Annotated in this window: 24 protein-coding genes and 1 tRNA gene; 16 read left to right on the plus strand and 9 right to left on the minus strand. The window is 66.0% G+C overall.

What is annotated here, in order from left to right:
- Positions 1-44 precede the first annotated feature (44 nt).
- The 5 genes from boxB (at position 45) to AC1DP9_RS04640 (ending at position 4,145) form a co-directional block, all read left to right on the plus strand.
- Positions 45-1,469, plus strand: coding sequence for a benzoyl-CoA 2,3-epoxidase subunit BoxB (gene boxB, locus AC1DP9_RS04620; RefSeq protein ID WP_092292894.1), 1,425 nt, complete (start codon positions 45-47; stop codon positions 1,467-1,469).
- A gap of 29 nt (positions 1,470-1,498) precedes the next feature.
- A complete protein-coding gene (gene boxA / locus AC1DP9_RS04625; RefSeq protein ID WP_477106741.1) occupies positions 1,499-2,767 on the plus strand; it encodes a benzoyl-CoA 2,3-epoxidase subunit BoxA in 1,269 nt (422 codons plus the stop codon).
- A gap of 78 nt (positions 2,768-2,845) precedes the next feature.
- Positions 2,846-3,235 (plus strand): MbcA/ParS/Xre antitoxin family protein, encoded by a 390-nt coding sequence (locus tag AC1DP9_RS04630; RefSeq protein ID WP_092292890.1) that lies wholly within the window; start codon positions 2,846-2,848, stop codon positions 3,233-3,235.
- The gene (locus AC1DP9_RS04635) at positions 3,195-3,944 is read left to right on the plus strand and encodes an RES family NAD+ phosphorylase (RefSeq protein ID WP_177219879.1); all 750 of its coding nucleotides are present in this window, start codon (positions 3,195-3,197) and stop codon (positions 3,942-3,944) included. Before AC1DP9_RS04630 ends, AC1DP9_RS04635 begins: the two co-directional genes overlap by 41 nt.
- Positions 3,945-4,068: 124 nt before the next feature.
- Positions 4,069-4,145, plus strand: a tRNA-Met gene (locus tag AC1DP9_RS04640).
- 86 nt (positions 4,146-4,231) lie between these two features.
- Here the strand turns inward: AC1DP9_RS04640 and AC1DP9_RS04645 are convergent.
- Complete coding sequence (locus AC1DP9_RS04645) at positions 4,232-5,863, minus strand: hypothetical protein (protein WP_477106742.1); 1,632 nt, start codon at positions 5,861-5,863, stop codon at positions 4,232-4,234.
- Between the two features lie 212 nt (positions 5,864-6,075).
- On the opposite strand from AC1DP9_RS04645, the gene AC1DP9_RS04650 reads away from it, so the two are divergent.
- The 9 genes from AC1DP9_RS04650 to AC1DP9_RS04690 all read left to right on the plus strand — a co-directional run bounded on the left by AC1DP9_RS04650 (position 6,076) and on the right by AC1DP9_RS04690 (position 13,613).
- Positions 6,076-6,372, plus strand: a complete 297-nt coding sequence (locus AC1DP9_RS04650; RefSeq protein ID WP_441591155.1) for a hypothetical protein — start codon at positions 6,076-6,078, stop codon at positions 6,370-6,372.
- A 109-nt stretch (positions 6,373-6,481) separates the two neighbouring features.
- Positions 6,482-7,117: an NUDIX hydrolase gene (locus tag AC1DP9_RS04655; protein WP_092292882.1), complete on the plus strand. Its 636-nt coding sequence runs from the start codon at positions 6,482-6,484 to the stop codon at positions 7,115-7,117.
- A gap of 25 nt (positions 7,118-7,142) precedes the next feature.
- Positions 7,143-7,880: a leucyl/phenylalanyl-tRNA--protein transferase gene (gene aat / locus AC1DP9_RS04660; protein WP_477106743.1), complete on the plus strand. Its 738-nt coding sequence runs from the start codon at positions 7,143-7,145 to the stop codon at positions 7,878-7,880.
- Between the two features lie 73 nt (positions 7,881-7,953).
- Positions 7,954-8,466, plus strand: a complete 513-nt coding sequence (locus AC1DP9_RS04665; protein WP_092292878.1) for a MuF-C-terminal domain-containing protein — start codon at positions 7,954-7,956, stop codon at positions 8,464-8,466.
- Positions 8,467-8,668: 202 nt separating this feature from the next.
- Positions 8,669-9,472: an arginyltransferase gene (locus AC1DP9_RS04670; protein WP_092292876.1), complete on the plus strand. Its 804-nt coding sequence runs from the start codon at positions 8,669-8,671 to the stop codon at positions 9,470-9,472.
- Between the two features lie 68 nt (positions 9,473-9,540).
- Positions 9,541-10,587 (plus strand): quinone-dependent dihydroorotate dehydrogenase, encoded by a 1,047-nt coding sequence (locus AC1DP9_RS04675; RefSeq protein WP_441591156.1) that lies wholly within the window; start codon positions 9,541-9,543, stop codon positions 10,585-10,587.
- A 189-nt stretch (positions 10,588-10,776) separates the two neighbouring features.
- Positions 10,777-11,760, plus strand: a complete 984-nt coding sequence (locus tag AC1DP9_RS04680) for an ABC transporter substrate-binding protein (protein ID WP_092292871.1) — start codon at positions 10,777-10,779, stop codon at positions 11,758-11,760.
- A gap of 160 nt (positions 11,761-11,920) precedes the next feature.
- Entirely contained in the window at positions 11,921-12,817 is an 897-nt protein-coding gene (locus tag AC1DP9_RS04685; protein ID WP_092292869.1) for an ABC transporter permease, read from the plus strand.
- Between the two features lies 1 nt (position 12,818).
- A complete protein-coding gene (locus tag AC1DP9_RS04690) occupies positions 12,819-13,613 on the plus strand; it encodes an ABC transporter ATP-binding protein (protein WP_441591157.1) in 795 nt (264 codons plus the stop codon).
- A gap of 67 nt (positions 13,614-13,680) precedes the next feature.
- Here AC1DP9_RS04690 and AC1DP9_RS04695 read toward each other — a convergent pair whose 3' ends face one another.
- The 3 genes from AC1DP9_RS04695 to AC1DP9_RS04705 are packed head-to-tail and all read right to left on the minus strand — an operon-like array spanning position 13,681 to position 16,115.
- Positions 13,681-13,956 carry a hypothetical protein gene (locus AC1DP9_RS04695; protein ID WP_477106744.1) on the minus strand — a complete coding sequence of 92 codons (276 nt, stop codon included), beginning with the start codon at positions 13,954-13,956 and terminating at the stop codon, positions 13,681-13,683.
- Positions 13,953-15,365, minus strand: coding sequence for a LutB/LldF family L-lactate oxidation iron-sulfur protein (locus AC1DP9_RS04700; RefSeq protein WP_092292863.1), 1,413 nt, complete (start codon positions 15,363-15,365; stop codon positions 13,953-13,955). The genes AC1DP9_RS04695 and AC1DP9_RS04700 overlap by 4 nt, the downstream gene beginning before the upstream one ends.
- Positions 15,366-15,389: 24 nt before the next feature.
- Positions 15,390-16,115 carry a (Fe-S)-binding protein gene (locus AC1DP9_RS04705; protein WP_092292861.1) on the minus strand — a complete coding sequence of 242 codons (726 nt, stop codon included), beginning with the start codon at positions 16,113-16,115 and terminating at the stop codon, positions 15,390-15,392.
- Between the two features lie 229 nt (positions 16,116-16,344).
- Here AC1DP9_RS04705 and AC1DP9_RS04710 point away from each other — a divergent pair, with 229 nt between their 5' ends.
- Positions 16,345-17,133: an IclR family transcriptional regulator gene (locus AC1DP9_RS04710; RefSeq protein WP_092292859.1), complete on the plus strand. Its 789-nt coding sequence runs from the start codon at positions 16,345-16,347 to the stop codon at positions 17,131-17,133.
- Positions 17,134-17,230: 97 nt separating this feature from the next.
- Here the strand turns inward: AC1DP9_RS04710 and pbpG are convergent, their stop codons facing one another.
- The 4 genes from pbpG to AC1DP9_RS04730 all read right to left on the minus strand — a co-directional run bounded on the left by pbpG (position 17,231) and on the right by AC1DP9_RS04730 (position 20,916).
- Positions 17,231-18,421 (minus strand): D-alanyl-D-alanine endopeptidase, encoded by a 1,191-nt coding sequence (gene pbpG / locus AC1DP9_RS04715; protein ID WP_092292857.1) that lies wholly within the window; start codon positions 18,419-18,421, stop codon positions 17,231-17,233.
- 289 nt (positions 18,422-18,710) lie between these two features.
- A complete protein-coding gene (locus AC1DP9_RS04720) occupies positions 18,711-19,466 on the minus strand; it encodes a nitroreductase (protein WP_255370746.1) in 756 nt (251 codons plus the stop codon).
- A 35-nt stretch (positions 19,467-19,501) separates the two neighbouring features.
- Complete coding sequence (locus AC1DP9_RS04725; RefSeq protein ID WP_092293313.1) at positions 19,502-19,945, minus strand: acyl-CoA thioesterase; 444 nt, start codon at positions 19,943-19,945, stop codon at positions 19,502-19,504.
- A 35-nt stretch (positions 19,946-19,980) separates the two neighbouring features.
- Positions 19,981-20,916: a histone deacetylase family protein gene (locus tag AC1DP9_RS04730; RefSeq protein ID WP_477106745.1), complete on the minus strand. Its 936-nt coding sequence runs from the start codon at positions 20,914-20,916 to the stop codon at positions 19,981-19,983.
- A 443-nt stretch (positions 20,917-21,359) separates the two neighbouring features.
- On the opposite strand from AC1DP9_RS04730, the gene phaP1 reads away from it, so the two are divergent.
- A complete protein-coding gene (phaP1, locus tag AC1DP9_RS04735; RefSeq protein ID WP_092292853.1) occupies positions 21,360-21,938 on the plus strand; it encodes a TIGR01841 family phasin PhaP1 in 579 nt (192 codons plus the stop codon).
- 100 nt (positions 21,939-22,038) lie between these two features.
- On the opposite strand, the gene AC1DP9_RS04740 is transcribed toward phaP1, so the two are convergent.
- Positions 22,039-22,851 carry an SAM-dependent methyltransferase gene (locus AC1DP9_RS04740; RefSeq protein ID WP_477106746.1) on the minus strand — a complete coding sequence of 271 codons (813 nt, stop codon included), beginning with the start codon at positions 22,849-22,851 and terminating at the stop codon, positions 22,039-22,041.
- Positions 22,852-22,879 lie beyond the last annotated feature (28 nt).

The raw sequence follows: 22,879 nt of genomic DNA on the forward strand, positions 1-22,879 counted from the left end.
CCCCCTTCGACCGAACGACAACCAGACCCAAGGAGACCCCGGCCATGAGCATCGACTACAGCCAGAAGATTCCGAACAACGTGAACCTCTCCGATGACCGCGCCCTGCAGCGCGCGCTGGAGCACTGGCAGCCCGCCTTCCTCGACTGGTGGCGCGACATGGGACCCGACGGCTCGCACAATTACGATGTCTACCTGCGCACGGCGGTCTCGGTGGACCCGTCCGGCTGGGCTCACTTCGACCATGTGAAGATGCCCGACTACCGCTGGGGCATCTTCCTGCAACCGGCGGACGCCGAGCGCAAGATCCACTTCGGCGAGCACAAGGGGCAGGCCGCGTGGCAGGAGGTGCCGGGCGAACACCGCGCCAACCTGCGCCGCATCATCGTCACGCAGGGCGATACCGAGCCGGCGTCCGTGGAGCAGCAGCGCCACCTGGGCCTGACCGCGCCGTCGCTCTATGACCTGCGCAACCTGTTCCAGGTCAATGTGGAGGAAGGCCGCCACCTCTGGGCGATGGTCTACCTGCTGCACCGCCACTTCGGCCGCGACGGCCGCGAGGAAGCCGAGGCGCTGCTGGGCCGCCGCTCGGGCGACGAGGACAATCCGCGCATCCTGGGCGCCTTCAACGAGCGCACGCCGGACTGGCTCGCCTTCTTCATGTTCACCTATTTCACGGACCGCGACGGCAAATTCCAGCTCTGCGCGCTGGCCGAGTCCGGCTTCGACCCGCTGGCGCGCACCACGCGCTTCATGCTGACCGAGGAAGCCCATCACATGTTCGTGGGCGAAAGCGGCGTCTCGCGCGTGATCCAGCGTACCTGCGAGGTCATGCGCGAGCGCGACATCCAGGACCCGGCCGACGTGCGCGCCGCCGGCGTGATCGACCTGGAGACCATCCAGCGCTACCTGAACTTCCACTACAGCGTGACGATCGACCTGTTCGGCGCCGACCAGTCCTCCAACGCGGCCACCTTCTACAGCGCCGGGCTGAAGGGCCGCTTCGAGGAAGGCAAGCGCGGCGACGACCACGTGCTCAAGGGCGACGTGTACCGGATCCTCGACGTGCGCGACGGCAAGCTGGCCGAGCGCGAAGTGCCGATGCTCAACGCCCTGAACGAGGTGCTGCGCGACGACTACATCAAGGATTCGGTCGGCGGCGTGGCGCGCTGGAACAAGGTGATCGAGAAGGCCGGCATTCCGTTCCGGCTGACCGTGCCGCACAAGGCGTTCAACCGCAAGATCGGCACCTTCGCCAATGTGCATGTCTCGCCGACCGGCGAGGTGCTGAGCGAAGCCGCCTGGCAGGCCAACGCGGACACCTGGCTGGCCACCGACGCGGACCGCGCCTTCGTGGCCTCGCTGATGGGCCGCGTGGTGGAACCGGGCCGCTACGCCAACTGGATCGCCCCGCCGGCGGTGGGCGTGAACCGCCAGCCGGTGGATTTCGAATACGTCCGTTTCAACTAGATCGCTGAATCACTGGATAAGAGGCCGACATGGGCGCCCCCGACATCATCAAGCAGCACCTGATCGATCCGGAAATCTGCATTCGCTGCAACACCTGCGAAGACACCTGCCCGATCGACGCCATCACCCACGACGACCGCAACTACGTGGTCAAGGYCGAGGTTTGCAACGGCTGCAACGCGTGCCTGTCGCCCTGCCCCACGGGCGCCATCGACAACTGGCGCACGATGCTGCGCGGCGAGGCCTATCCGATCGACGCCCAACTGCTCTGGGACGAGCTGCCAGCCGAGGTGCCGCTGCCCGAGGCCGAGATCGACGCGGCGACGTCCGCCACCGCCACGGCCGCCGAGGCCCTGGCCCAGGCCGCCGCCGGCACTGGCAAGGCGCCCGCCACCGACGTGCAGGCCGTGGAAACCAGCCGGCATACCTCGCCCAAGGCGCCATGGTCGGCCGCGCATCCCTATATCAACCTGCACGGTGCGCGCGCGCCGGTGTCGGCCACGGTGGCCGGCAACTATCGGCTGACGGCCGAAGAGGCGTCGAGCGACATCCATCACATCGTGCTCGACTTCGGCAACCAGTTCTTCCCGGTGCTGGAGGGGCAGGCCATCGGCATCGTGCCGCCCGGCACCGATGCGTCGGGCAAGCCGCACTACATCCGCATGTACTCGGTGGCCAGCCCGCGCGACGGCGAGCGCCCCGGCTACAACAACCTCGCGCTGACCGTGAAGCGCGTGGACCAGGACCACGACGGGCAGCCGGTACGCGGCGTGGCGTCGAACTTCCTGTGCGACCTGGCCAAGGGCGACACGGTGCAGGTCGTCGGCCCCTTCGGTAGTACTTTCCTGATGCCCAACCATCGCGAGGCCAGCGTGATGATGATCTGCACGGGCACCGGCTCCGCACCGATGCGGGCGATGACCGAGCGGATGCGTCGCAATATGGCGAGTTTCGATGGGCGCCGCCTGCTGTTCTTCGGCGCGCGCAACCAGCGTGAACTGCCCTATTTCGGCCCGCTGCTGAAGCTGCCCAAGGACTTCCTCGACATTCACTTCGCCTTTTCGCGCGATGCCGAGATGCCGCGCCGCTATGTGCAGGATGCGATCCGCGAAGCCAGCCCGCAGGTGGCCGCGCTGCTTGCCGACCCCCATGGCCATGTGTACATCTGCGGCCTGAAGGGGATGGAGGAAGGCGTGCTGGCCGCCTTCGGCGAGGTCTGCGCGGCGGCGGGCCAGCCCTGGACGGACCTGGAGGCCACGCTGCGCGCGGAGGGACGGCTCCATATTGAGACGTATTAGGCACTATACAGCCTATGTCACGGCCTTTCCTTCTGAAATACACCGCCTATAATGTTTCCCAAGAAAGGAGCAAAGGCGATGCAATCTCATCAGATTCCGGACACCGAGCCCGCCGGCGGCGTGAACCCCGGCGCCACGCTCACCAAGGCCGTGATGCGCGCGGCCGGCTTTCTTGGCATCAGCCAGGCCATCGTGGCCAGCGTGCTGGGCATCAGCACGGCGTCGGTCTCGCGCATGGCGTCCGGCGGCTATGTGCTCGATGCGCACCGCAAGGAGTGGGAGTTCGGCGTGCTGTTCGTGCGCCTGTTCCGCTCGCTCGATGCCATCCTCGGCCACGACGAGCAGGCGCGGCTGTGGCTCACCCATGACAACCTCTCGCTTGGCGGCAAGCCGCTCGAGCTGATTCGCACGACTGAAGGGCTCGTACGTGTCGTTCACTACCTGGACGCCACCCGCGGTCGCATCTGAGCGCAAGCCGTTCGCGCTCAAACTGTGGCGGGCGGTGGAGGCCCAGCATGTGGTCTCGACCATGCCCCTGGTGGACAGCCTCGAGGAACAGGCCGTGCTCGAAGCCGTGCTCGACGCCGGCAAACCCGCAGTACCCCCCGACGCGCGCCACCTCCACTATCTGATCTTCACGCCCTTCCGATATCCCCCCTCGCCCTGGGGCTCGCGCTTTCGCGGCGGACAGGACCCGGGCGTGTTCTATGGCGCCGACGCCATCCGCACGGCCTGTGCCGAACTGGGCTACTGGCGCTGGCGCTTTCTGCTCGACAGCCCCGCGCTGCCCCGCATCGACGCCCGCGCGCAGACGCTGTTCCAGGTCAGCGTGAAGACCGACGGCGTGGCGCTGGACGCCGCCCCGTTCCACGATGACCCACGCTGGACCGATCCCGACGACCACGCGCCCTGCCAGGACTTCGGCCGTCTGGCGCGGGAAGCCGGGCTGGGCCTGATCCGCTACACCTCCGTGCGCGACCCCGAGCGCGGCCCGTGCGCAGCGGTGCTGACGCCACGCGCGTTCGACCAGCCGAACCCGCTCGCCACCACCACGTGGATGCTGACCGTGCGCCCCGACCGCGTGATCTGGCAACGCGACGACCTGCAGCAGCGCGACAGCTTCGAGTTCGAAGCGACGCTGTGGCAGCGCACAACCGAAACCCCGAAATCGACCTGAACCACGGGCCCCTTCGCGTGCTCTAACTGGAAGATGGGTGCCGGTTGCACGGCACTCATCAGAAGCGAGAGGCAAAGGTGTTGCATTGCGCAAACGGTTGTCATATACTCTCAGCTTCGACGGACGCGGGGTGGAGCAGTCTGGCAGCTCGTCGGGCTCATAACCCGAAGGTCGCAGGTTCAAATCCTGCCCCCGCAACCAACCGCCGGAACGAATACGCAGCAGAACACGCTGCAACAAGAAAACCCGCCCAATCAGGCGGGTTTTTTGTTTTCCGGCCGCCGTTCTTACTTGGCGGTCGCTTGGTACTTCACACGCGTCGGGCCGCCGATGCTGTTGAACAGCAGGTCGCCATTCGGCAAGGACTGGATCAGTGCATAGGCGCCGTTACCCAGATTGTCCTGACCGAAGATCGAGCGATGGACTGTCTTGCCGGTTTCCCAGTCCATGCCAGTCACTTCCCAGCCGTCCGCCTTGGTATAGCCGTTCACGAACACGATGCGCGACGGACCGCTCACGGTCGGCACCATGCTCGTGGACACCACATCGTTGCGCGTCCACGCCGAGCGCCACGCCTTGGTCTTCGTATCCCACTCGAAGCGCTCCGCGCCCGCCGCCGGCGTCAGCGCCGGGCCGCCCGCAAGCACATCGACCAGTCGATCCGCCACACCCTTCGGCCGGATGTTGTTCACGACGAACGCGCCATAGCCCAGCGCCACCACCGATTGCTCGGACTGGACGTAGGGCGTGCTGGCGGGCAGCCCGCAGGTGACCTGGATCTGATCGGCGATGCGGTTCGACTTCGTGCCGGGCCGCTGCGTGAAGCCGGCCGGGATCTCGTCGCGCCAGAAGGCCACCAGCTTCATGCGGTCAGAGCCGTCGGTGATGACCACCAGCTTGTCCGCATCATCGCCGAAGCCCATCAGGGTCGGCGTGGAGCCCGTGCCGGTGCCGAACTTCACGCTGGGCATCGGCGTCTGGCCCGAGTCATAGGCCGATTCCCAGGCGCCGTGCGCGGCATCGCGGGAGAGCGTCTTCCCGGTCCACACAAGCTTCCGCATCACCTTGTCGGAGGCGATATAGATGCCGTTCTTCTCGTCGACCGCCATCGCGTTGGAGACGATCTCGCCTTCCGGGAACTGGAACGCATCGCCGACGGGCTTGAAGTCGCGGTCGAGCACGCGGATGGACTGCGCGGCGCCCACCACCAGATGGCCGTCATATGTCATGTTCAGCATCACGCCGCCGGCATTCTCCACCGCCGTCAGGCGATCCTTGAGATCGATCGTCCGCAATAGCTTGATGCCCGCTTCCGGGCGCTTCGGATCGACCAGTCCATAGGCGCGGACCGCGGAGCGATTGGTCGCATACAGCACGCCATCCTTGCCGGACACCACGTAGGTATTGGCGCTGATCCGTTTGCGGTCGAGCGCCAGGTCGGTCTTGACCGCCTTCTCCACGCGCGCGACATCGTCCAGCGGTTCGGCGAGGATCTTGTCGAGCAGGCCGGCGGGCAGCGGCTTCGCGTCTGGATCGGGCAGCCTGGCCACCTCGCGCCAGCCGCCATCGCTGACATCCACATAGGAAACCCCGCCCGACGAGGCCGCCCACATATAGCGCGGCGACGGCGTGGCCAGGGTCATGATGCTGATCGGCCCGGCCTGCACGCGTGGGGCCTTGCGCAGATCGACATGGAAGGTGCCGCGCGGGAGCGCGTAAGGCATCACATCGGTCTGAGCGGGGTCGAAATGGGTCACCGCGTACGCCTCTGCAGCGAGGAAGGGATTGGGCTGGGGCTTGCTGCGGGTGGCGGCATTCTCCTTCGCCGCCGTCACGGCCATGGCGGGGATGCTCGTCCCCACGAACATGGCCAGGGCCAGGGCGGTTGCGCTCAACCGCACCACGTGTCTTGTTCTCATCTTTCTGCTCCGCGTTGGAAAGGAGCGGCCGATGGTAGGCATCGCGGTCCGTTCAGGCGAGGTCGCAGGGGGCGTAATCGCCACAGACTTGATCTCGATCATGTTCATGGCGCCGAGGATGCACCTTGCATCACATCGCCAGGTCAATCCATGGCGGCGGACGCCGGAGGTCCGTAGGGTGCATCTCACACGCAACGGAAGGAGAACCCAACATGACCATGCGTAGCGCGAAATCGATGGCGATCTGGGCGGCGGCTTGCACGGCGGCCTGTGCCACGCTGGCGGGCGGCGCGGCCCTCGCCGAAACCTCGGCCACCGCAGCCAAGCCGGCGGCCCAGAAGCCGGCACACGGCGCCAAGGGCCACCGCAACGACCGGCCCGCGCCGGTCAACCTGCCGGACCCCAGGAAGGGCAAGGCGGACATCGTGCCGCCAGACCGCCCCGAGGACTGGGTGCCGACCGCCAGCCCGGGCGCGACGGGGGGCGCGAAGGCAACTCAGCGCAAGTAGCCACCTCCCTCCGAGGCAGCGCGATGTGCGCCCCAGGAGCGCACATCGCGCCCGCAGCGGCCGGGCGGCGCGGTGATACACTTGGCGCCATTCCTCCCGGACGCCCCTCATGAAATTCTGCTCGAACTGTGGTCATGCGGTTGTCCTGCGCGTACCCGAAGGCGACAATCGCCCGCGCAGCGTATGCGACGGCTGCGGCACCATCCACTATGTCAATCCCCGCAACGTCGTGGGCACGATCCCCGTCTGGGAAGACAAGATCCTGATCTGCAAGCGCGCCATCGAGCCCCGCTACGGGTTCTGGACGCTGCCGGCCGGCTTCATGGAGATTGCCGAGACCACGGCCCAGGCCGCCTCGCGCGAGACCCTCGAGGAAGCCGGCGCCCGCGTGGAAGTGGGCGAACTGTTCTCGATTCTCAACGTGCCGCACGTGCACCAGGTGCATCTGTTCTACCTGGCGACGCTGCAGGACCTGGACATCGCCCCGGGCGAGGAAAGCCTCGAGGTCAAGCTGGTCGATGAAGCCGATGTGCCCTGGGACGACCTGGCCTTCCCCACCGTCATCCACACGCTGCGCTGCTTCTTCGCCGACCGCGCGGCGGGCCGGATCGCCGATGGCAGCTTCCGGCTGCACAGCCTGGACATCGACAAGCCGATGCGGCCGCTGACCAGCCGTGCCACGCCGCTGCCGGCGACCGAGGTGTCACCGGCCACGTCGCCCGCCACACCGCCCGTTACCCCCTGAACGCGGGCAACGCCCTGCCCGCCCCATGATCACCTGGCTGGACCCACAGGACCCGTTTCCGCCTGTCGAGCGGGCGCTCGGCCCGGCCAGCGATGCGCCCGGCCTGCTCGCCGCCAGTCGCGAACTCTCGCCGCAGCGGCTGCTGCTGGCCTACCGGCAAGGCATCTTCCCCTGGTATTCCGAAGGACAGCCGGTGCTCTGGTGGAGCACCGACCCGCGCATGGTGCTGGCTCCGCAGGCGCTCAAGGTCTCGGCCACCCTGCGCAAGACGCTGCGCCGCACGCTGCGTGACCCGGACTGGGAAATCCGCGTTGACGACGATTTCATCGCCGTGATGCGCACGTGCGCCATGACCGCGCGCGACGGCCAGTTCGGCACGTGGATCACCGACGACATCGTCAACGCCTACGGCGCCCTGCACCGCGCCGGCCGCGCCCACTCCGTGGAAAGCTGGTACCAGGGCGAGCGTGTGGGCGGCCTCTACGGCGTGGCGCTGGGCCGCATGTTCTATGGCGAGTCGATGTTCGCGCAGCGCACGGACGCCTCCAAGATCGCCCTGGCCGCACTCTGTGCCTTCCTCGACCAGCACGGCGTGACGATGATCGACTGCCAGCAGGAAACTGACCACCTGGCCTCCCTCGGCGCCAGCCCGATCCCGCGCGCGGACTTTGTCGCCCACGTCCGGGCCACCACCGCCCAGCCCGACATCGCGCCGTGGCAGTTTGACAAGTCGGTACTGGCGCGCTGGGCGCCAGCTATTTGACGCAGCGCAAATCCGCCTGAAGGCAGGTGGGCAGACACTCGCTACTTCGCGTGTCTTGCCGTTCACCTGCCGGATGAAAGACCCCAATTACGATCTCGTTCTCAAGACCACCTGTGCCACGCTGCTGACCGACAAGGCCAACACGGTGATGGGGCTCGCCATCCGGCTCGGCAACACGCCGCGCCGCTATCTGGAGCTTGGCTTCCCGGACCTTCCGCTGGCCGTGAAGGTCGCCAATGTCGAGAAAATGCTGTTCCGGCACAACGTGCCGCGGCGATTTCTGGAAGGGATATATGGCACCCTGCTGGCACCCAAGGCGATCTTCAGGTCACACACCCGTCCGCATGATGTGAACGCGGTAGTGCTGTCCTTCGACACCATTCATCTGGGCCCGCTCGTTGCCATCCTGCATGCGGACAAGCAAATCGGCCGCGCCCGTTGCAACGAGCTCGCGAGCATCTATGCGAAGGAAGACAGGGATTTCGAGCGCGTGTGGCGCGCGAAGGGGCTACTGCTTTGGGAGGGGGCCAGCGAACGTGGCGACATGCCCACCATGACGGTGGCGCACAAAAGAAAAACCGCCTGAGAGACACGACTGTCCGGCTCTGATTGCCATAAGTGGGACGCCTCTCAAGCGGTCTGGCCAGTATATGACCTTCGCCCCATCATTGCAACGCCAGCGGATCTGCACCGCGTTGCACACGCCGCCCGGTTTGCTCTGATAGACTGCCAGACAGGATGCTGCCACGCGGTGTCCGCCGCCTCCGTCTTTTCGTCATGAGCGAGCCATGAGCAAGCTGAAGGAACTTCCGCTCTCCGCGTTGCAGTTTTACGCAACGGCGCCCTATGCTTGCAGCTATCTCGATGGCCGCATGGCGCGCTCGCAGGTGGCCACGCCCGCGCACCTGATCAATGCCGATGTCTACTCCCGGCTGGTGCGCGCCGGCTTCCGCCGCAGCGGCATCTTCACCTATCGCCCCTATTGCGACGAATGCCGCGCCTGCACGCCGTGCCGCGTGCTGGTGGACCAGTTCCGTCCGGACCGCAGCCAGCGCCGCGCCTGGCGCCAGCACGAGAACCTGCAGGCGCTGGTGGCGCCGCTGACCTACGTCGAGGAGCATTACGCGCTGTATCTGCTCTATCAGTCGATGCGTCACGCAGGCGGCGGCATGGATCAGGACAGCCGGGACCAGTACGAGCAGTTCCTGCTGCAAAGCCGCGTGAACTCGCGGCTGGTGGAGTTCCGCGAACCGCCGGGTTCGCCCGAGGCGGGCCGCCTGCGCATGGTCAGCATGATCGATGTGCTCGACGACGGCCTGTCGTCGGTCTACACCTTCTATGACCCGATGGCCGTCGGCGCGAGCTACGGCACCTACAACATCCTCTGGCAGATCAACCAGACCCGCGAGCTGGGCCTGCCGCACCTCTACCTGGGTTACTGGATCGCCGACAGCCGCAAGATGGCCTACAAGGCGCGCTTCCGGCCGCTCCAGGTGCTCACGGGCAACCAGTGGCATCCGTTCGACGACGAGGCCACCGCGCCCGTCACCACGTCAGCCGCCCCACCCCAACCGGGGCCCGCCCAGGAGTAGCGCCAGCCGCACGCTACAATGCCGCCCTGGTACCGACTTCGCGCCGGCCCCGGCCGCGCCCCCTCCCCGTGCTCAACGCGCTCTATCCCCTGTTTCGCCCCGCCCTGTTCTCCATGGATGCGGAGGATGCCCACCATTTCACGCTGAACAACCTCATGCGCGCGCAGCGCATGGGCCTGGCCGGCTGCCTTGGCAACACCATCGCCGCCGATCCGCGCACCGTCATGGGCGTGCGCTTCCCGAACCCCGTGGGGCTGGCGGCCGGTCTCGACAAGGATGGCGCGTACATCGACGGCCTTGCCGCGTTCGGCTTCGGTTTTATCGAGGTGGGCACGGTCACGCCGCGCGCGCAGCCCGGCAACCCGCGTCCGCGCATGTTCCGGCTGCCGCAGGCCGATGCGCTGATCAACCGCATGGGCTTCAACAATGGCGGCGTGGATGCCTTCGTGGCCAACGTCCAGGCGTCGCGCTGGAAGGCCGAGGGCGGCGTGCTGGGCCTGAATATCGGCAAGAACGCCGATACCCCGATCGAGCGCGCGGCCGACGACTACCTCTACTGCCTCGAGCGCGTCTATCCGCACGCGAGCTATGTGACGGTGAACATCTCGTCGCCGAATACCAAGAACCTGCGCCAGTTGCAGGGCGCCAGCGAGCTGGACAGCCTGCTCTCTACGCTGAAGACCGCCCAGCAGCGCCTGGCCGAGCAGCACAAGCGCTACGTGCCGTTGGCCCTGAAGATTGCCCCGGACCTCGACGACGACCAGATCGGCAATATCGGCGATGCGCTGGTGCGGCACGGCATCGACGGGGTGATTGCCACCAACACCACGATTTCGCGCGAGGCGGTCCAGGGCCTGCCCCATGCCGAGGAAGCGGGCGGCCTCTCGGGACGTCCGGTCTTCGAATCCTCCACCCGCGTGGTGCGCGCCCTGCGCGCCGTGGTGGGCGATGCCCTGCCGATCGTCGGCGTGGGTGGCATCTTCAGCGGCGCCGACGCGCGCGCGAAGATCGATGCCGGCGCGCAGTTGGTCCAGGTCTACAGCGGCCTGATCTATCGCGGCCCCTCCCTGGTGCGTGACTGTGCCGCCGCGTTGCGCCACCCCGTTGCCGGCTGAGGATGCTGCACCGCAACACATTCTCGATAATCGGCTTTCTGGCGCAATAATTTGCGGCACGCCTTGCCCCCCGAGGCGTTTAACAGCAGGATATGGCCGACCGGTGCACTAAAAGGGAGCCGCGAGAGCCCCGAAAATGGTATCCTCGCAGGCTTCCAAAGTACCGAACCCTCGGGGGAGAACAATTACATGCAGCGTCTTCAGTCGCGCCTCAAGGCATCCACCCAAACGATTCTCGGCGGCGTGGTCGCCCTGTCCGTGCTGTACGGCGGCGCCGTGCAGGCCCAGACCGTGAAAGTGCTGTCGATTGTCGATCACCCGGCACTCGACGCCATCCGCGACGGCGTGCGCGCCGAACTGAAGGCTGCCGGCTACGACGCCGACAAGAACCTGAAGTGGGAATACCAGAGCGCGCAGGGCAACACCGGCACGGCCGCGCAGATCGCCCGGAAGTTCGTCGGCGACCAGCCGAACGCGATCGTCGCCATCGCCACGCCGTCCGCACAGGCCGTGGTGGCCGCCACCAAGACGGTGCCGGTGGTGTATTCGGGCGTGACGGATCCCGTGGCCGCCCAGCTGGTCAAGGGCTGGGGCGCTACTGGCACCAACGTGACCGGCGTCTCGGACAAGCTGCCGCTGGACAAGCAGGTGGCCCTGATCCAGCGCGTGGTGCCCAAGGTCAAGACCGTCGGCATGGTCTACAACCCCGGGGAAGCCAACTCGGTGGTGGTGGTCAAGGAACTGAAGGAACTGCTGGCCAAGCAAGGCCTGACGCTCAAGGAAGCCGCCGCGCCGCGTACCGTGGACATCGGCCCGGCTGCCAAGAGCCTGATCGGCAAGGTCGATGTGATCTATACGAACACCGACAACAACGTGGTCTCGGCCTACGAGGCGCTGGTGAAGGTGGCCAACGAGTCGAAGATTCCGCTGGTGGCCGCTGACACGGACAGCGTGAAGCGTGGCGCCGTGGCCGCGCTGGGCATCAACTACAGCGACCTGGGCCACCAGACCGGCAAGGTCGTCGTGCGCATCCTGAAGGGCGAGAAGCCCGGCGCGATTGCCTCGCAGACCTCGGACAACCTCGAACTGTTCGTGAACACCAGCGCCGCCGCCAAGCAAGGCGTGACGCTGGCGCCGGAACTGGTCAAGGAAGCCAAGACCGTCATCAAGTAAGACCCGCAACGGGCCGCGCCGCCCCCGAGGGGTTGCGCGGCCTGACGCTCTCCGGCCCCGGCCCGGCCTATCCGGCCGGCCGGGGCCTCCGGACCGCAGCGCACGCGCCGCCTACCCGCCGCGCGACAGCCCGGCCGGTCCCCCGCAACAGGATTTCCCCATGTCCCTCTTTTCCCTTATGGGCGCCCTGGAGATCGGCCTGATCTTCAGCCTCGTGGCCCTCGGGGTGCTGATCTCGTTCCGCATCCTCAACTTCCCCGATCTCACCGTCGATGGCAGCTTTCCGCTCGGCGGCGCCGTGGCGGCCACGCTGATCTCCGCCGGCCAGGACCCCTTCCTGGCCACGCTCGCCGCCATCGCGGCCGGCGCGGTGGCCGGCTGGATCACCGGCTGGCTCAACGTACGGCTCAAGATCATGGACCTGCTGGCCAGTATCCTGATGATGATCGCGCTGTACTCGGTCAACCTGCGCATCATGGGTCGCCCGAATGTGCCGCTGATTACCGAGCCGACCCTGTTCACGGTGCTCCAGCCCGAGTGGCTGCCCGACTACCTGCTGCGCCCGCTGGTGCTGCTGGTGGTGGTGATCGTGGCGAAGGTCGGCCTGGACTGGTTCTTCTCATCGCAACTGGGCCTGGCGATGCGCGCCACCGGTGCCAATCCGCGCATGGCGCGGTCGCAGGGCGTGCCTACGGGCCGTGCCACGCTGGCCGGCATGGCGCTCTCCAACGGGCTGGTGGCGCTGGCCGGCGCGCTGTTCGCGCAAACCCAGGGCGGGTCCGACATCTCGATGGGCATCGGCACCATCGTGATCGGCCTGGCCGCCGTGATCATCGGCGAGACCATCCTGCCGGCGCGGCGTCTGGTCTATGTGACGCTGGCCGTGGTGCTGGGCGCCATCCTGTACCGATTCTTCATCGCGCTGGCGCTGAACACGGAGTTCATCGGCCTCAAGGCGCAGGATCTGAATCTGGTGACGGCGGCGCTGGTGACGCTGGCGCTGGTGCTACCGGCGACGCGCAAGAAGCTGTTTGGCCGCAAGAACGGAGGTGCCTGAGATGTTGCGCGCACAAGACCTGAAGCTGACCTTCAACCCCGGCACGCCGATCGAGAACCGCGCGCTGCGCGGCCTGAACCTGGAGATCCCGAGCGGCCAGTTCGTGGCCGTGATCGGCTCCAACGGCGCGGGCAAGTCCACCTTCCTGAACGCCGTCAGCGGCGACCAGATGGTGGATAGCGGCCGCATCACCATCGACGACATCGACGTGACCCGGCAGCCCGCCTGGGACCGCGCCCATCTGGTGGCCCGCGTGTTCCAGGACCCGATGGCCGGCACCTGCGAGGCGCTGACCATCGAGGAAAACATGGCGCTGGCCATGGCGCGCGGCTCGCGGCGCAGCTTCCGCCCGGCGCTGAACAAGGCGTCGCGCGAGCTGTTCCGCGACAAGCTGCGGCTGCTGAACCTCGGGCTGGAGAATCGTCTGACGGACCGGATCGGCCTGCTGTCCGGCGGCCAGCGGCAGGCGGTGAGCCTGCTGATGGCGTCACTCCAGCCGTCGCGCATCCTGCTGCTCGACGAGCACACGGCTGCACTGGACCCGAAAACCGCCGCCTTCGTGCTGGAACTGACCGCGCGCATCGTCTCGGAAAGCAAGCTGACGACGATGATGGTGACGCACTCGATGCGCCAGGCGCTGGACTACGGCGATCGCACGGTGATGCTGCACCAGGGGCAGGTGGTGCTCGATGTGTCGGGCGACCAACGCAAGGGCCTCGACGTGCCCGACCTGCTGCGGATGTTCGAGCAGACCCGGCACGAGCAGCTGGATGACGACGCGCTGCTGCTGAGCTAAGTCGAACGGGATGGAATAACGGCCGGGGGCGCTCCCCGGCCGTTGTCGTTTACGACGCTTACGACGCTTACGTCGCCTCGGCCTTGTCCAGCCAGCGTTTGAGCTGGTCCGTGACCGCCGTGCTCGAGAACGAGCAGCTATCCTGCGCGAACACCGCCGACATCTCCAGGCGGCGCAGCAACTCCTCCATCGCCTGACCGAATACCGGCGGCAGCGTCAGCGACGTGGCCGCCGCTCGCCATGCGCCGACGAGGTCCGCCACCGGCATGGTGCCGGCCACATGGCTGGCCAAAGCCTCGCGCATCGCGTTCAGCGCGCGCTGGTTGTCCTGGTGCGTACTCATGCGCGCGCCCTCCTCTCCTTGTACAACTCGCGGAAGGTCCGGCCGCTCGGCGCGGGCATGTCACGCGAGTCGGTCCAGCCCTTGCCCGCCATCGGCAGGCTGGCAATCAGCCGATTCCGGCCCCCCATCCGCGCCAGCAGACGCGCGCCCATGCGCGTGGCGAAGGCGTAGAGCGCCGGGCGGCGCGCCACATAGCCCCAGACCTGCAGCGACAGGCGCTCCTGCCACGGGCGCAGGCCGCGTTCCATCTGCTTCTCGCGCAGCTTGCGCAGCAGGTCGGACAGCGGGATCGAGGCGGGACACACTCTGTTGCACTCGCCGCAAAGTGTGGCGGCCTGCGGCAGATCGATGGCATTGGCGAGGCCGACATAACTTGGCGTCAGCACGCTGCCCATCGGTCCCGGGTAGACCCAGCCATAGGCATGGCCGCCGATCTTCTGATACACCGGGCAGTGGTTCATGCAGGCGCCGCAGCGGATGCAGCGCAGCATCTCCTGGAATTCGCCGCCGATCAGGCCGCTCCGGCCGCCATCGACGATCACGAAGTACATATGCTCGGGGCCGTCGCGCTCGCCCTCGGCGCGCGGGCCGGTCAGCAGCGAAAAGTAGTTGGAGATCGCCTGCCCGGTGGCCGAGCGCGGCAGCAGCCGCATCACCGTGGCCAGGTCCTCCAGCGTCGGCAGCACCTTCTCGATGCCGGTAACGGCCACGTGCACGCGCGGCATGACCGTGCACATGCCCTCGTTGCCCTCGTTGGTCACCACGGCCACCGAGCCGGTTTCGGCGATGATGAAGTTGCCGCCCGTCACGCCCATGTCCGCGGACAGGAATTCGGGGCGCAGCACCTCGCGCGCCTCGCGGGTCATCTGCGGGATGTCGGTCAGGCGCGGCTTGTGGTGCACCTTGGCGAACAGGTCGGCAATCTCGTCCTTGTCCTTGTGGATCACGGGCGCGATGATGTGCGACGGCGGCTCGGCATCGTTGATCTGGAGGATGTACTCGCCCAGATCGGTCTCGATGCTCTGCACGCCCATCTCGCCCAGCACCTGGTTCAGGCGCATCTCCTCGGTCACCATCGACTTGCTCTTGATGACCTTCTTCACGCCATGCTTCTGCGCAATCTCGGCCACCAGACGGGCTGCGTCGGCAGTGGTCTCGGCGAACAGCACCGTGGCGCCGCGCTTGGTCGCGTTTTCTTCAAACTTGGCGAGCCAGACGTCGAGGTTTTCCAGCGCGCGGTTGCGGCGCTCCTTGAGCGCGGCGCGCGTGGCGTCGAAGTCGATGTCGCGGATCGCATCGGCCCGCGCGGTCACGAACTTCGTCGACAGTTTCTTGAGGTTCTGCTGGAGGCGCTGGTCGGCGAGCTTCTGCCCGGCCCGCGCCTTGAATTCCATGCTGTGGACTTGCATCGTATTTTGCCGAGGTTCGATCGATCAGGCGTCGCCCGCCAGGACCTGCGCGATGTGCAGCACGCGGGTGCGCGTATCGCCGGACCGGCGCAGCCGGCCTTCGATATTGAGCATGCAGCCAAGGTCGCCCAGCACCACGGCATCAGCGCCGCTGGCCTGGATGTTGGCGCATTTCTCGTCGACGATGGCCGTCGAGATATTGCCGTATTTCACCGAGAACGTGCCGCCGAAGCCGCAGCAGGCCTCGCAATCCTTCATCTCGGTCAGTTGCACGCCGGGCAGCTTGCCGAGCAGCGCGCGCGGCTGCTGCTTGACGCCGAGTTCGCGCAGACCGGAGCAGGAGTCGTGATAGGTGACGTGGCCGGAAAATGCCGAGTCGACGGTCTCGATCTTGGCCACGTTGACCAGGAAATCGGTCAGTTCGTAGACGCGTTCGCGCAGGCGCTCGTAACGGCCGTGGAGTTCGGGGTCGTCGCGCAGCAGGTCCTGGTAGTGCGCGCGGACCATGCCACCGCAGGAACCGGAGGGGATCACCACGTAATCGAACATCTCGAACTCACGCAGGAATTTTTCGGCCAGATCGCGCGAGACGGCGCGCTCGCCCGAGTTGTACGCGGGCTGCCCGCAGCAGGTCTGCGCCTCGGGCACCATGACCTCATAACCCGCCGATTCCAGCAGCTTCAGCACCGAAAACCCGATCTCCGGGCGCATGAGGTCCACCAGACAGGTGGCGAACAGTCCGATTCGCATCGCTTCCTTTTATCCAGACCCGAAACCTCGCAATTATGCGCCCCCACCGCGCCGCTGCGGGCAGCACGCGCCGCAAACTTGTTCATCTCCGCGCGCAATGCCGCTCATGCGAAAGCGGCGCCACCACTGGAAGGGAATCTCGGTAATTGCATTTCACCTATTGAAATTTTCACAATGCGAGATAGAATCAGGCAAACGCTTAATTTGCCGCACGGCAACATTTCCTCCTATGGCAGAAGCAGACAAGGCACCCGGCAAGACCTCGATCCAGGTCATCGAACGCATGATGACGTTGCTGGATGCGCTCGCGCAACACGCGGATCCCGTCAGTCTCAAGGAGCTGTCGCTGGCCACCGGCCTGCATCCGTCCACGGCGCACCGCATTCTCAATGACATGGTGGCGTGCCGTTTCGTGGATCGCTCGGACCCCGGCAGCTATCGGCTCGGCATGCGGTTGCTGGAACTCGGGAATCTCGTAAAGGCGCGGCTCTCTGTGCGTGATGCCGCACTCGCACCGATGCGCGCGCTGCACCGCGTCACCGGGCAGACCGTGAACCTGTCGGTGCGTCAGGGCGATGAGATCGTTTATATCGAGCGCGCCTACAGCGAGCGCTCGGGCATGCAGGTGGTGCGCGCCATCGGCGGCCGCGCCCCGCTGCACCTGACCTCGGTCGGCAAGCTGTTCCTGGCTGCCGACGAGGCCGGGCGCGTGCGCAGCTATGCCACGCGCACCGGGCTGGCCGGGCATACGGGCACGTCGATCACGGACATCGCCAAGCTGGAGCGCGAACTGAGCTGGGTGCGCACCAACGGCTATGCGCGCGACAACGAGGAACTGGAGCTGGGCGTGCGCTGCATCGCGGCCGGCATCTATGACGACTCGCGCCGGCTGGTGGCCGGGCTGTCGCTGTCCGCGCCGGCAGACCGCCTGCAGGACAGCTGGCTGCAGAACCTCAGGGACACCGCGCTGCAGATCTCGCGCGGCATGGGCTACGTGGCGGACGCCGTGTCGGCCTGATCGCGCCACGAGCGCGCCTCACGCGCGTATCGCCCAAAAAGAAACGCGCCGACGGGCTGCCCCGCGGCGCGTTTTCAATTGGCGGCGGCTACCTGAATCAGGTGCCGCGTGCCTGCTGCGAGGCCAGGATCGCGTGCGCCGCGTGCGGCGCACTAGGACCCTGCGTAAGGTTTGGGGAGTTGGGGAACGGCCGTTGCGGACCCTGCACCGACGGCTGGTGCTCAAGCCACGTGCGCACGCGCGTGGCATCGGCAAAGCGCGACAGCTTGCCCACGGAGTCCAGGAACACCATCACCACGTTGCGATCGTTCACACGGGCCTGCATCACCAGGCACTGGCCGGCTTCCGAGATGAAACCGGTCTTCTGCAGGCCGATCTCCCAGTTGCCGCCGCGCACGAGGCGGTTGGTGCTCACGTAATGGAGCGGACGGCCCAGCACGTTCACTTCATGCTCGGTCTGGGTCGAGAATTCGCGGATGGTCGGGTTGCGGTAAGCGGCGTTGACCAGGCGGGCCAGGTCCATCGCGCTCGACACATTGCTGCTCGACAGGCCGCTCGAATCGACGAAGTGGCTGTCGTTCATGCCGAGTTCGCGCGCCTTGCGGTTCATCGCGCCCACAAACGCCGGCAGGCCGCCCGGGTAGCTGCGGCCCAGCACCGAAGCGGCACGGTTTTCCGACGACATCAGCGCCAGCAGCATCATTTCATGGCGGGTCAGCTGCGTGCCAAAGCGCAGGCGCGAGCTGCTGTGCTTCTCGGTGTCGCGATCTTCCTCGCTCACCGTCAGCACTTCGTCCATCGGCAGGTGCGAGTCCATGACCACCAGCGCCGTCATCAGCTTGGTGATCGAGGCGATCGGCAGCACCGCCGTCGGATTTTTCTGGAACAGGACTTCGTTCGTGTTCTGGTCCAGCACCAGCGCCACGGAGGAACGCAGCGCGAGCGCGTCTTCCGTATCGCGCAGGCCCATGGACTCTGCGAGCGTCGGTTTCGACGGCACGAAGGCCGCGCGAACCGGCTGCGCTCGACTGGCCACGACGGTCTTCTTGCCGTGGCGTAGCACGATCACCTTCCGCGATGACGAGGGTTTCTCGCTCGCGGCTGCGACCTTTTTAGTGGATTTGGAAGCAGTTACCTGCTTTTTGGCCGAGGTTTTCGTCGCAGTCGACTTCGTCGCTGCGTACGTCACCGGCGCGGCCAGCATGGACACCGACACCAGCGCCGAAGTGGCGATGGCGGTCAGGGGCATGCTGAAGAGTCGGGAAATAAAGGATTGGGACCGGAACATGATCTGTTCAGCGCGGCATTTGGTGGAATGGCGCTAGTTTAGGAAATAAAGAAATTGTTAGCAAGATTAAAGACTTACGAAGGCTCTTTAAAGTTCGATTCGCAAACAATTCCACATTACGGGAAATGTGCCGTATTGGCCATTTCTCGCGCCAGCGATTGTCGTTTGCACTTGTTTGTCGACAACTGCGCACAACGCTTCGCACCTAGATAAGAAACAGTTTCCCTACCATCAATATCGGTGGCTTTTGTGAAAACCTCATCAGGGGAAACCTCAATCCGGCGCAAAGTCATGAGAGGAAACGCGCGAACCCGCTCACCGGTTCACGCTCCGTGACCAATTGATTGGCCGTCGCCTCCGGGTCGGCGTAGCCCAGCGACATGCCGCACACCACCATCTCGTTCTCGGTCAGCTGCAGTTGGCTGGCCAGGACGCCGTGGAATTGCGTGAACGCCGCCTGGGGGCAGGTGTCTAGCCCGCGGGCGCGCGCAGCCACCATGATGCTTTGCAGGAACATGCCGTAGTCGAGCCAGCTGCCCTGCTCCATGATTCGGTCGATCGTGAAGATCAGGCCGACCGGCGCATCGAAGAAACGGAAGTTGCGGGCGTGCTGCTCGTGCATGCGCGCCTTGTCTTCCCGGCTGATCTCCAGCAGGCCGTACAGGTCCCAGCCCACCTTGCGGCGGCGCGCCAGGTACGGGTTGACCCACTCGCGCGGATAGTACGGATACTCCTCGCGGTACTTGGTGTCGCGCTCCGGGTCGTCATAGGCGGCCAGCACATCGGCGCAGAGCCGCGCCTTGGCGTCGCCCGCGAGCACGTAGACCCGCCACGGCTGGGTGTTGGTGCCGGACGGCGCGCGGCTGGCCACGGCGAGGATGTCCTCGACGGTCTCGCGCGGTACTGGCGTATCCAGGAACGCCCGGATCGAGCGGCGCGTGGTGATGGCGCGATCGACGATCGCCGCGGAATCGGTCACGGACGTATCGCCGGTGGCGGAGGTGACTTCAAGGGTGTCGCGGGGGGCAGCGCCATGGTTGGACATGCTTCGAAGGTCTCCGGGTTATTGTGTTTTATTGATCACGCCGCGCTCGGCCGCACCAGCGGCGTCAGCGCCTGGCGCAATGCGGGCGGCAGCGCTGCCGGGCGGCGTGTCGCGCGATCCACATAGACGTGGACGAAGTGGCCCTGCGCAGCGGCCACCTCATCGTCGTTGCAGAACAGGCCCACCTCGTAGCGCACGCTCGAGTTGCCCAACCGCGCCACGCGCAGGCCGGCCACGACGGTGTCCGGGAACGACAGCGACGAGAAATAGTTGCATTGCGTCTCGATTACCAGCCCGATGGTCTCGCCCGCCTCGATGTCCAGCACGCCCGCGCGGATCAGGTAGGTGTTCACGACGGTATCGAAATAACTGTAGTAAACAACGTTGTTCACGTGGCCATAGACATCGTTGTCCATCCAGCGCGTGGTGATCGGCTGGAAATGCGCGTAGGCGCTGCGGGTGTCCGGTTGTGGCTTCATCGGCATCGGCGTTGTTGTTGGGATTTGTTGCGATCTCAAAAAGCTGCCGCCGCAGCGGCGGTCGCCCCGGCGCCGTAGCGCTGGTGGTGGCGCGCGGCCAGCCGCACGGTCTGGGTGTGCACGGCCACGGTGTCCTCGATCTGGTTGCCGTAGCCGCCGGCCATTGCCACGGCCATCGGCAGGCGCCGCGCGAGCGCGGATTCGAACACGAGCGTGTCGCGCCGGGCCAGGCCGGCCAAGGACAGGCGCAGCCGGCCCAGGCGGTCGCCCTCATGGGGATCGGCGCCGGCGAGGTAAATCAGCAATTCGGGATCGAAGCGCGCGTAGAGCGTGTCCAGCGCGCCAGCCAGCGCAGCCGCGTAGGTGTCGTCGTCACAGCCGTCCGGCAGGCCGACGTCGAGGTCGCTCGCCTCCTTCCGGAACGGGTAGTTTTTCTCGCCATGGAGCGACAGCGTGAACACGCTCGGGTCGTCGCGCAGGATCGACGCCGTGCCGTTGCCCTGATGCACGTCGAGGTCGATCACCGCCACGCGGCTTACGCGCCCTTCGCGCTGCATCTGGCGCGCGGCGATGGCGGCATCGTTGAACACACAGAAGCCGCCGCCCTTGTCGGCATAGGCATGATGGGTACCGCCGGCGAGGTTGACCGCGATGCCCTCCGTCAGCGCGCTGCGGCAGGCGGCCATCGTCGCGCCGGCCGAGCGCCGCGAGCGCTCCACCATCTCGTGCGACCACGGGAAGCCGATCTCGCGCTGACGGGCGGCATCGAGCCGGCCGGAGGAGACATCGGCGATGTAGTCGGCGGTATGGGCCAGTGCCAGCGCCGCGTCGTCGGCGCGGGGCGCCTCGTGCAGGGTCAGGCCCGGCACCTCACGCACCACGGCGTCTCGCAGCATGCTGTACTTGCGCATCGGGAAGCGATGGCCGGGCGGCAGCGGCAGGACGAAGTGATCGGCGTAAAAAGCTTGCATCGGGGCGGATCGGGCGAGGATCGGGCGGGAAATTCCCGGGAAGTGACGGTGCGTGACCATTTACCGACCGGGCAGTCTGCGATGGTAGCACCGCGTTCCGCATTGCGTGAAAACGTATCAAACAGCATACCTTCCCCGCGTTGCATCATGGTGACCGCATCGGGATAAACCCTTGCCTGGCGCCCTATACGTGGTCATTACGACGCATATGTCTGCTCAATGTCTGCTATTTCTTGTGCAGTGCAACAAAACTGCTTGACAGGCTTTTTTCTGCCCTTAGAATAGGAATTGTTGCGGCGCATCAAAGCTTTTTACGAGGTCCGATTCGACCGCACACCAATATATCGCTCGGGCTGGCCAGGACATCGCGTTCATGGCTTTGACATTCGGGCGGCTTAATTTCTATTTTGCTTGACCTTGAAGTTCACCACTGGAGACCAGCAATGATCCTGACCCCGGAACAAGTTGCAGCCGCACAAAAAGCCAATCTGGAAACCCTGTTCGGTCTGACCACCAAAGCATTCGAAGGCGTTGAAAAGCTTGTCGAACTGAACCTGCAAGTGGTCAAGGCCACCTTTGCCGAAAACGTCGACAACGCCAAGAAGGCCCTGTCCGCCAAGGATGCCCAGGAACTGCTGGCCATCCAGGCTTCGCTGGTGCAGCCGGTTGCCGAAAAGACCCTGGCGTACTCGCGTCACCTGTATGAAATCGCCTCGGAAACGCAGAGCGAGTTCACCAAGGTGGCCGAAGCCCAACTGGCCGAAGGCACGAAGAACGTGCAAGCGCTCGTCGAGAACTTCGCCAAGAACGCCCCGGCCGGTTCGGAATCGACCGTCGCCATCGTGAAGTCGGCCATCTCGGCCGCCAACAACGCGTACGAGTCGGTCCAGAAGGCCACGAAGCAAGCCGTGGAAATGGCCGAAACCAACTTCCAGGCTGCCGCCACCGCCGCAACCAAGGCTGCTCAGCAAGCCTCGGCCACGGCCCGCACGGCTGCCAAGAAGCCGGCTGCCACCGCCTGAGCGGTAGCGCCCTCGCCCGCCCCGCGCATCGGCTCCGGCCGCTGCGACGGGTTGGCAAGAACCCGGCCCCTCTGATGAGGGGCCGGGTTTTTTTTCGTCTCTATGGTTTGAGGAACGTGGCGCGCCACGGCTCGCCACCCTCGATGGTGCCCCGCATCTCGCGGCCATCCACGTGGCCGACGTAGCGCTCGTCGTCGATGGTGAAGACGATCTCCGTGCCGCGCAGGCGCCCGTCCCAGATCGGCGTCGACCGCTCGCCTTCGCGCATCACGCCTTCCAGCTTCTGGAACGTCTGCGACAGCACCAGCAGCTTGTTCCCCATCGCCCATATCCCTGCCACCCTCGCCGGCACCAGCCACAGGTAGACGCCGCACGGCCCCGGGCAGGCATCGACGCTCGGCACGTACTCGTCCGGCCGCCAGTCCGCCATATCGAACGAGTTCGAGACGATGCGCGTGCCGGCCCGCATCCCCAGCAACGTGGGACGGAGACGCAGGTTCACGCTTGGCAGCAGGAACAGCGTGACGACCGTGGCATCGGAAAAATCCGACTTGAAGATGTCCGCCCGCTCGAAGGTGGCGCGACTGGCCACGCCTTCGGCCTGGGCGGTGCGTCGGGACAGCTCGACCAGTTCGTTGTTGAATTCGATGCCACGCGCGGTGGCGCCTCGCTTGGCGGCGGTAATGACCAGGCGGCCATCGCCGGAACCCAGATCGACGAGCCGATCCTGGGGCGTCAGCTTCGCCATGTCGAGCATCTGGTTCACCAGCGGCTGGGGCGTCGGGATCCAGATCACGTCCTTGCCCGACTGGCCCATGGTCGGCCTGGCGCCCGGTTCGTCGAACTGCGCCCAGGCCGCGCCGGGCAGGAGTACCAGGCACAGCGCGGCGGCAAGCAGGTGTGTCTTCCGCATCGTGTTCACCCAACGATGCTAGGAGATC

The organism is Cupriavidus sp. 01L43, assembly GCF_056399925.1.

Coding starts and splice junctions, on each gene's coding strand:
- boxB (WP_092292894.1), top strand. CDS start 45: ATGAGCATCGACTACAGCCAGAAGATTCCGAACAACGTGAACCTCTCC.
- AC1DP9_RS04630 (WP_092292890.1), top strand. CDS start 2,846: ATGCAATCTCATCAGATTCCGGACACCGAGCCCGCCGGCGGCGTGAAC.
- AC1DP9_RS04645 (WP_477106742.1), bottom strand. CDS start 5,863: ATGAGAACAAGACACGTGGTGCGGTTGAGCGCAACCGCCCTGGCCCTG.
- AC1DP9_RS04650 (WP_441591155.1), top strand. CDS start 6,076: ATGACCATGCGTAGCGCGAAATCGATGGCGATCTGGGCGGCGGCTTGC.
- AC1DP9_RS04655 (WP_092292882.1), top strand. CDS start 6,482: ATGAAATTCTGCTCGAACTGTGGTCATGCGGTTGTCCTGCGCGTACCC.
- aat (WP_477106743.1), top strand. CDS start 7,143: ATGATCACCTGGCTGGACCCACAGGACCCGTTTCCGCCTGTCGAGCGG.
- AC1DP9_RS04665 (WP_092292878.1), top strand. CDS start 7,954: ATGAAAGACCCCAATTACGATCTCGTTCTCAAGACCACCTGTGCCACG.
- AC1DP9_RS04670 (WP_092292876.1), top strand. CDS start 8,669: ATGAGCAAGCTGAAGGAACTTCCGCTCTCCGCGTTGCAGTTTTACGCA.
- AC1DP9_RS04680 (WP_092292871.1), top strand. CDS start 10,777: ATGCAGCGTCTTCAGTCGCGCCTCAAGGCATCCACCCAAACGATTCTC.
- AC1DP9_RS04685 (WP_092292869.1), top strand. CDS start 11,921: ATGTCCCTCTTTTCCCTTATGGGCGCCCTGGAGATCGGCCTGATCTTC.
- AC1DP9_RS04690 (WP_441591157.1), top strand. CDS start 12,819: ATGTTGCGCGCACAAGACCTGAAGCTGACCTTCAACCCCGGCACGCCG.
- AC1DP9_RS04695 (WP_477106744.1), bottom strand. CDS start 13,956: ATGAGTACGCACCAGGACAACCAGCGCGCGCTGAACGCGATGCGCGAG.
- AC1DP9_RS04700 (WP_092292863.1), bottom strand. CDS start 15,365: ATGCAAGTCCACAGCATGGAATTCAAGGCGCGGGCCGGGCAGAAGCTC.
- AC1DP9_RS04705 (WP_092292861.1), bottom strand. CDS start 16,115: ATGCGAATCGGACTGTTCGCCACCTGTCTGGTGGACCTCATGCGCCCG.
- AC1DP9_RS04710 (WP_092292859.1), top strand. CDS start 16,345: ATGGCAGAAGCAGACAAGGCACCCGGCAAGACCTCGATCCAGGTCATC.
- pbpG (WP_092292857.1), bottom strand. CDS start 18,421: ATGTTCCGGTCCCAATCCTTTATTTCCCGACTCTTCAGCATGCCCCTG.
- AC1DP9_RS04720 (WP_255370746.1), bottom strand. CDS start 19,466: ATGTCCAACCATGGCGCTGCCCCCCGCGACACCCTTGAAGTCACCTCC.
- AC1DP9_RS04725 (WP_092293313.1), bottom strand. CDS start 19,945: ATGAAGCCACAACCGGACACCCGCAGCGCCTACGCGCATTTCCAGCCG.
- AC1DP9_RS04730 (WP_477106745.1), bottom strand. CDS start 20,916: ATGCAAGCTTTTTACGCCGATCACTTCGTCCTGCCGCTGCCGCCCGGC.
- phaP1 (WP_092292853.1), top strand. CDS start 21,360: ATGATCCTGACCCCGGAACAAGTTGCAGCCGCACAAAAAGCCAATCTG.
- AC1DP9_RS04740 (WP_477106746.1), bottom strand. CDS start 22,851: ATGCGGAAGACACACCTGCTTGCCGCCGCGCTGTGCCTGGTACTCCTG.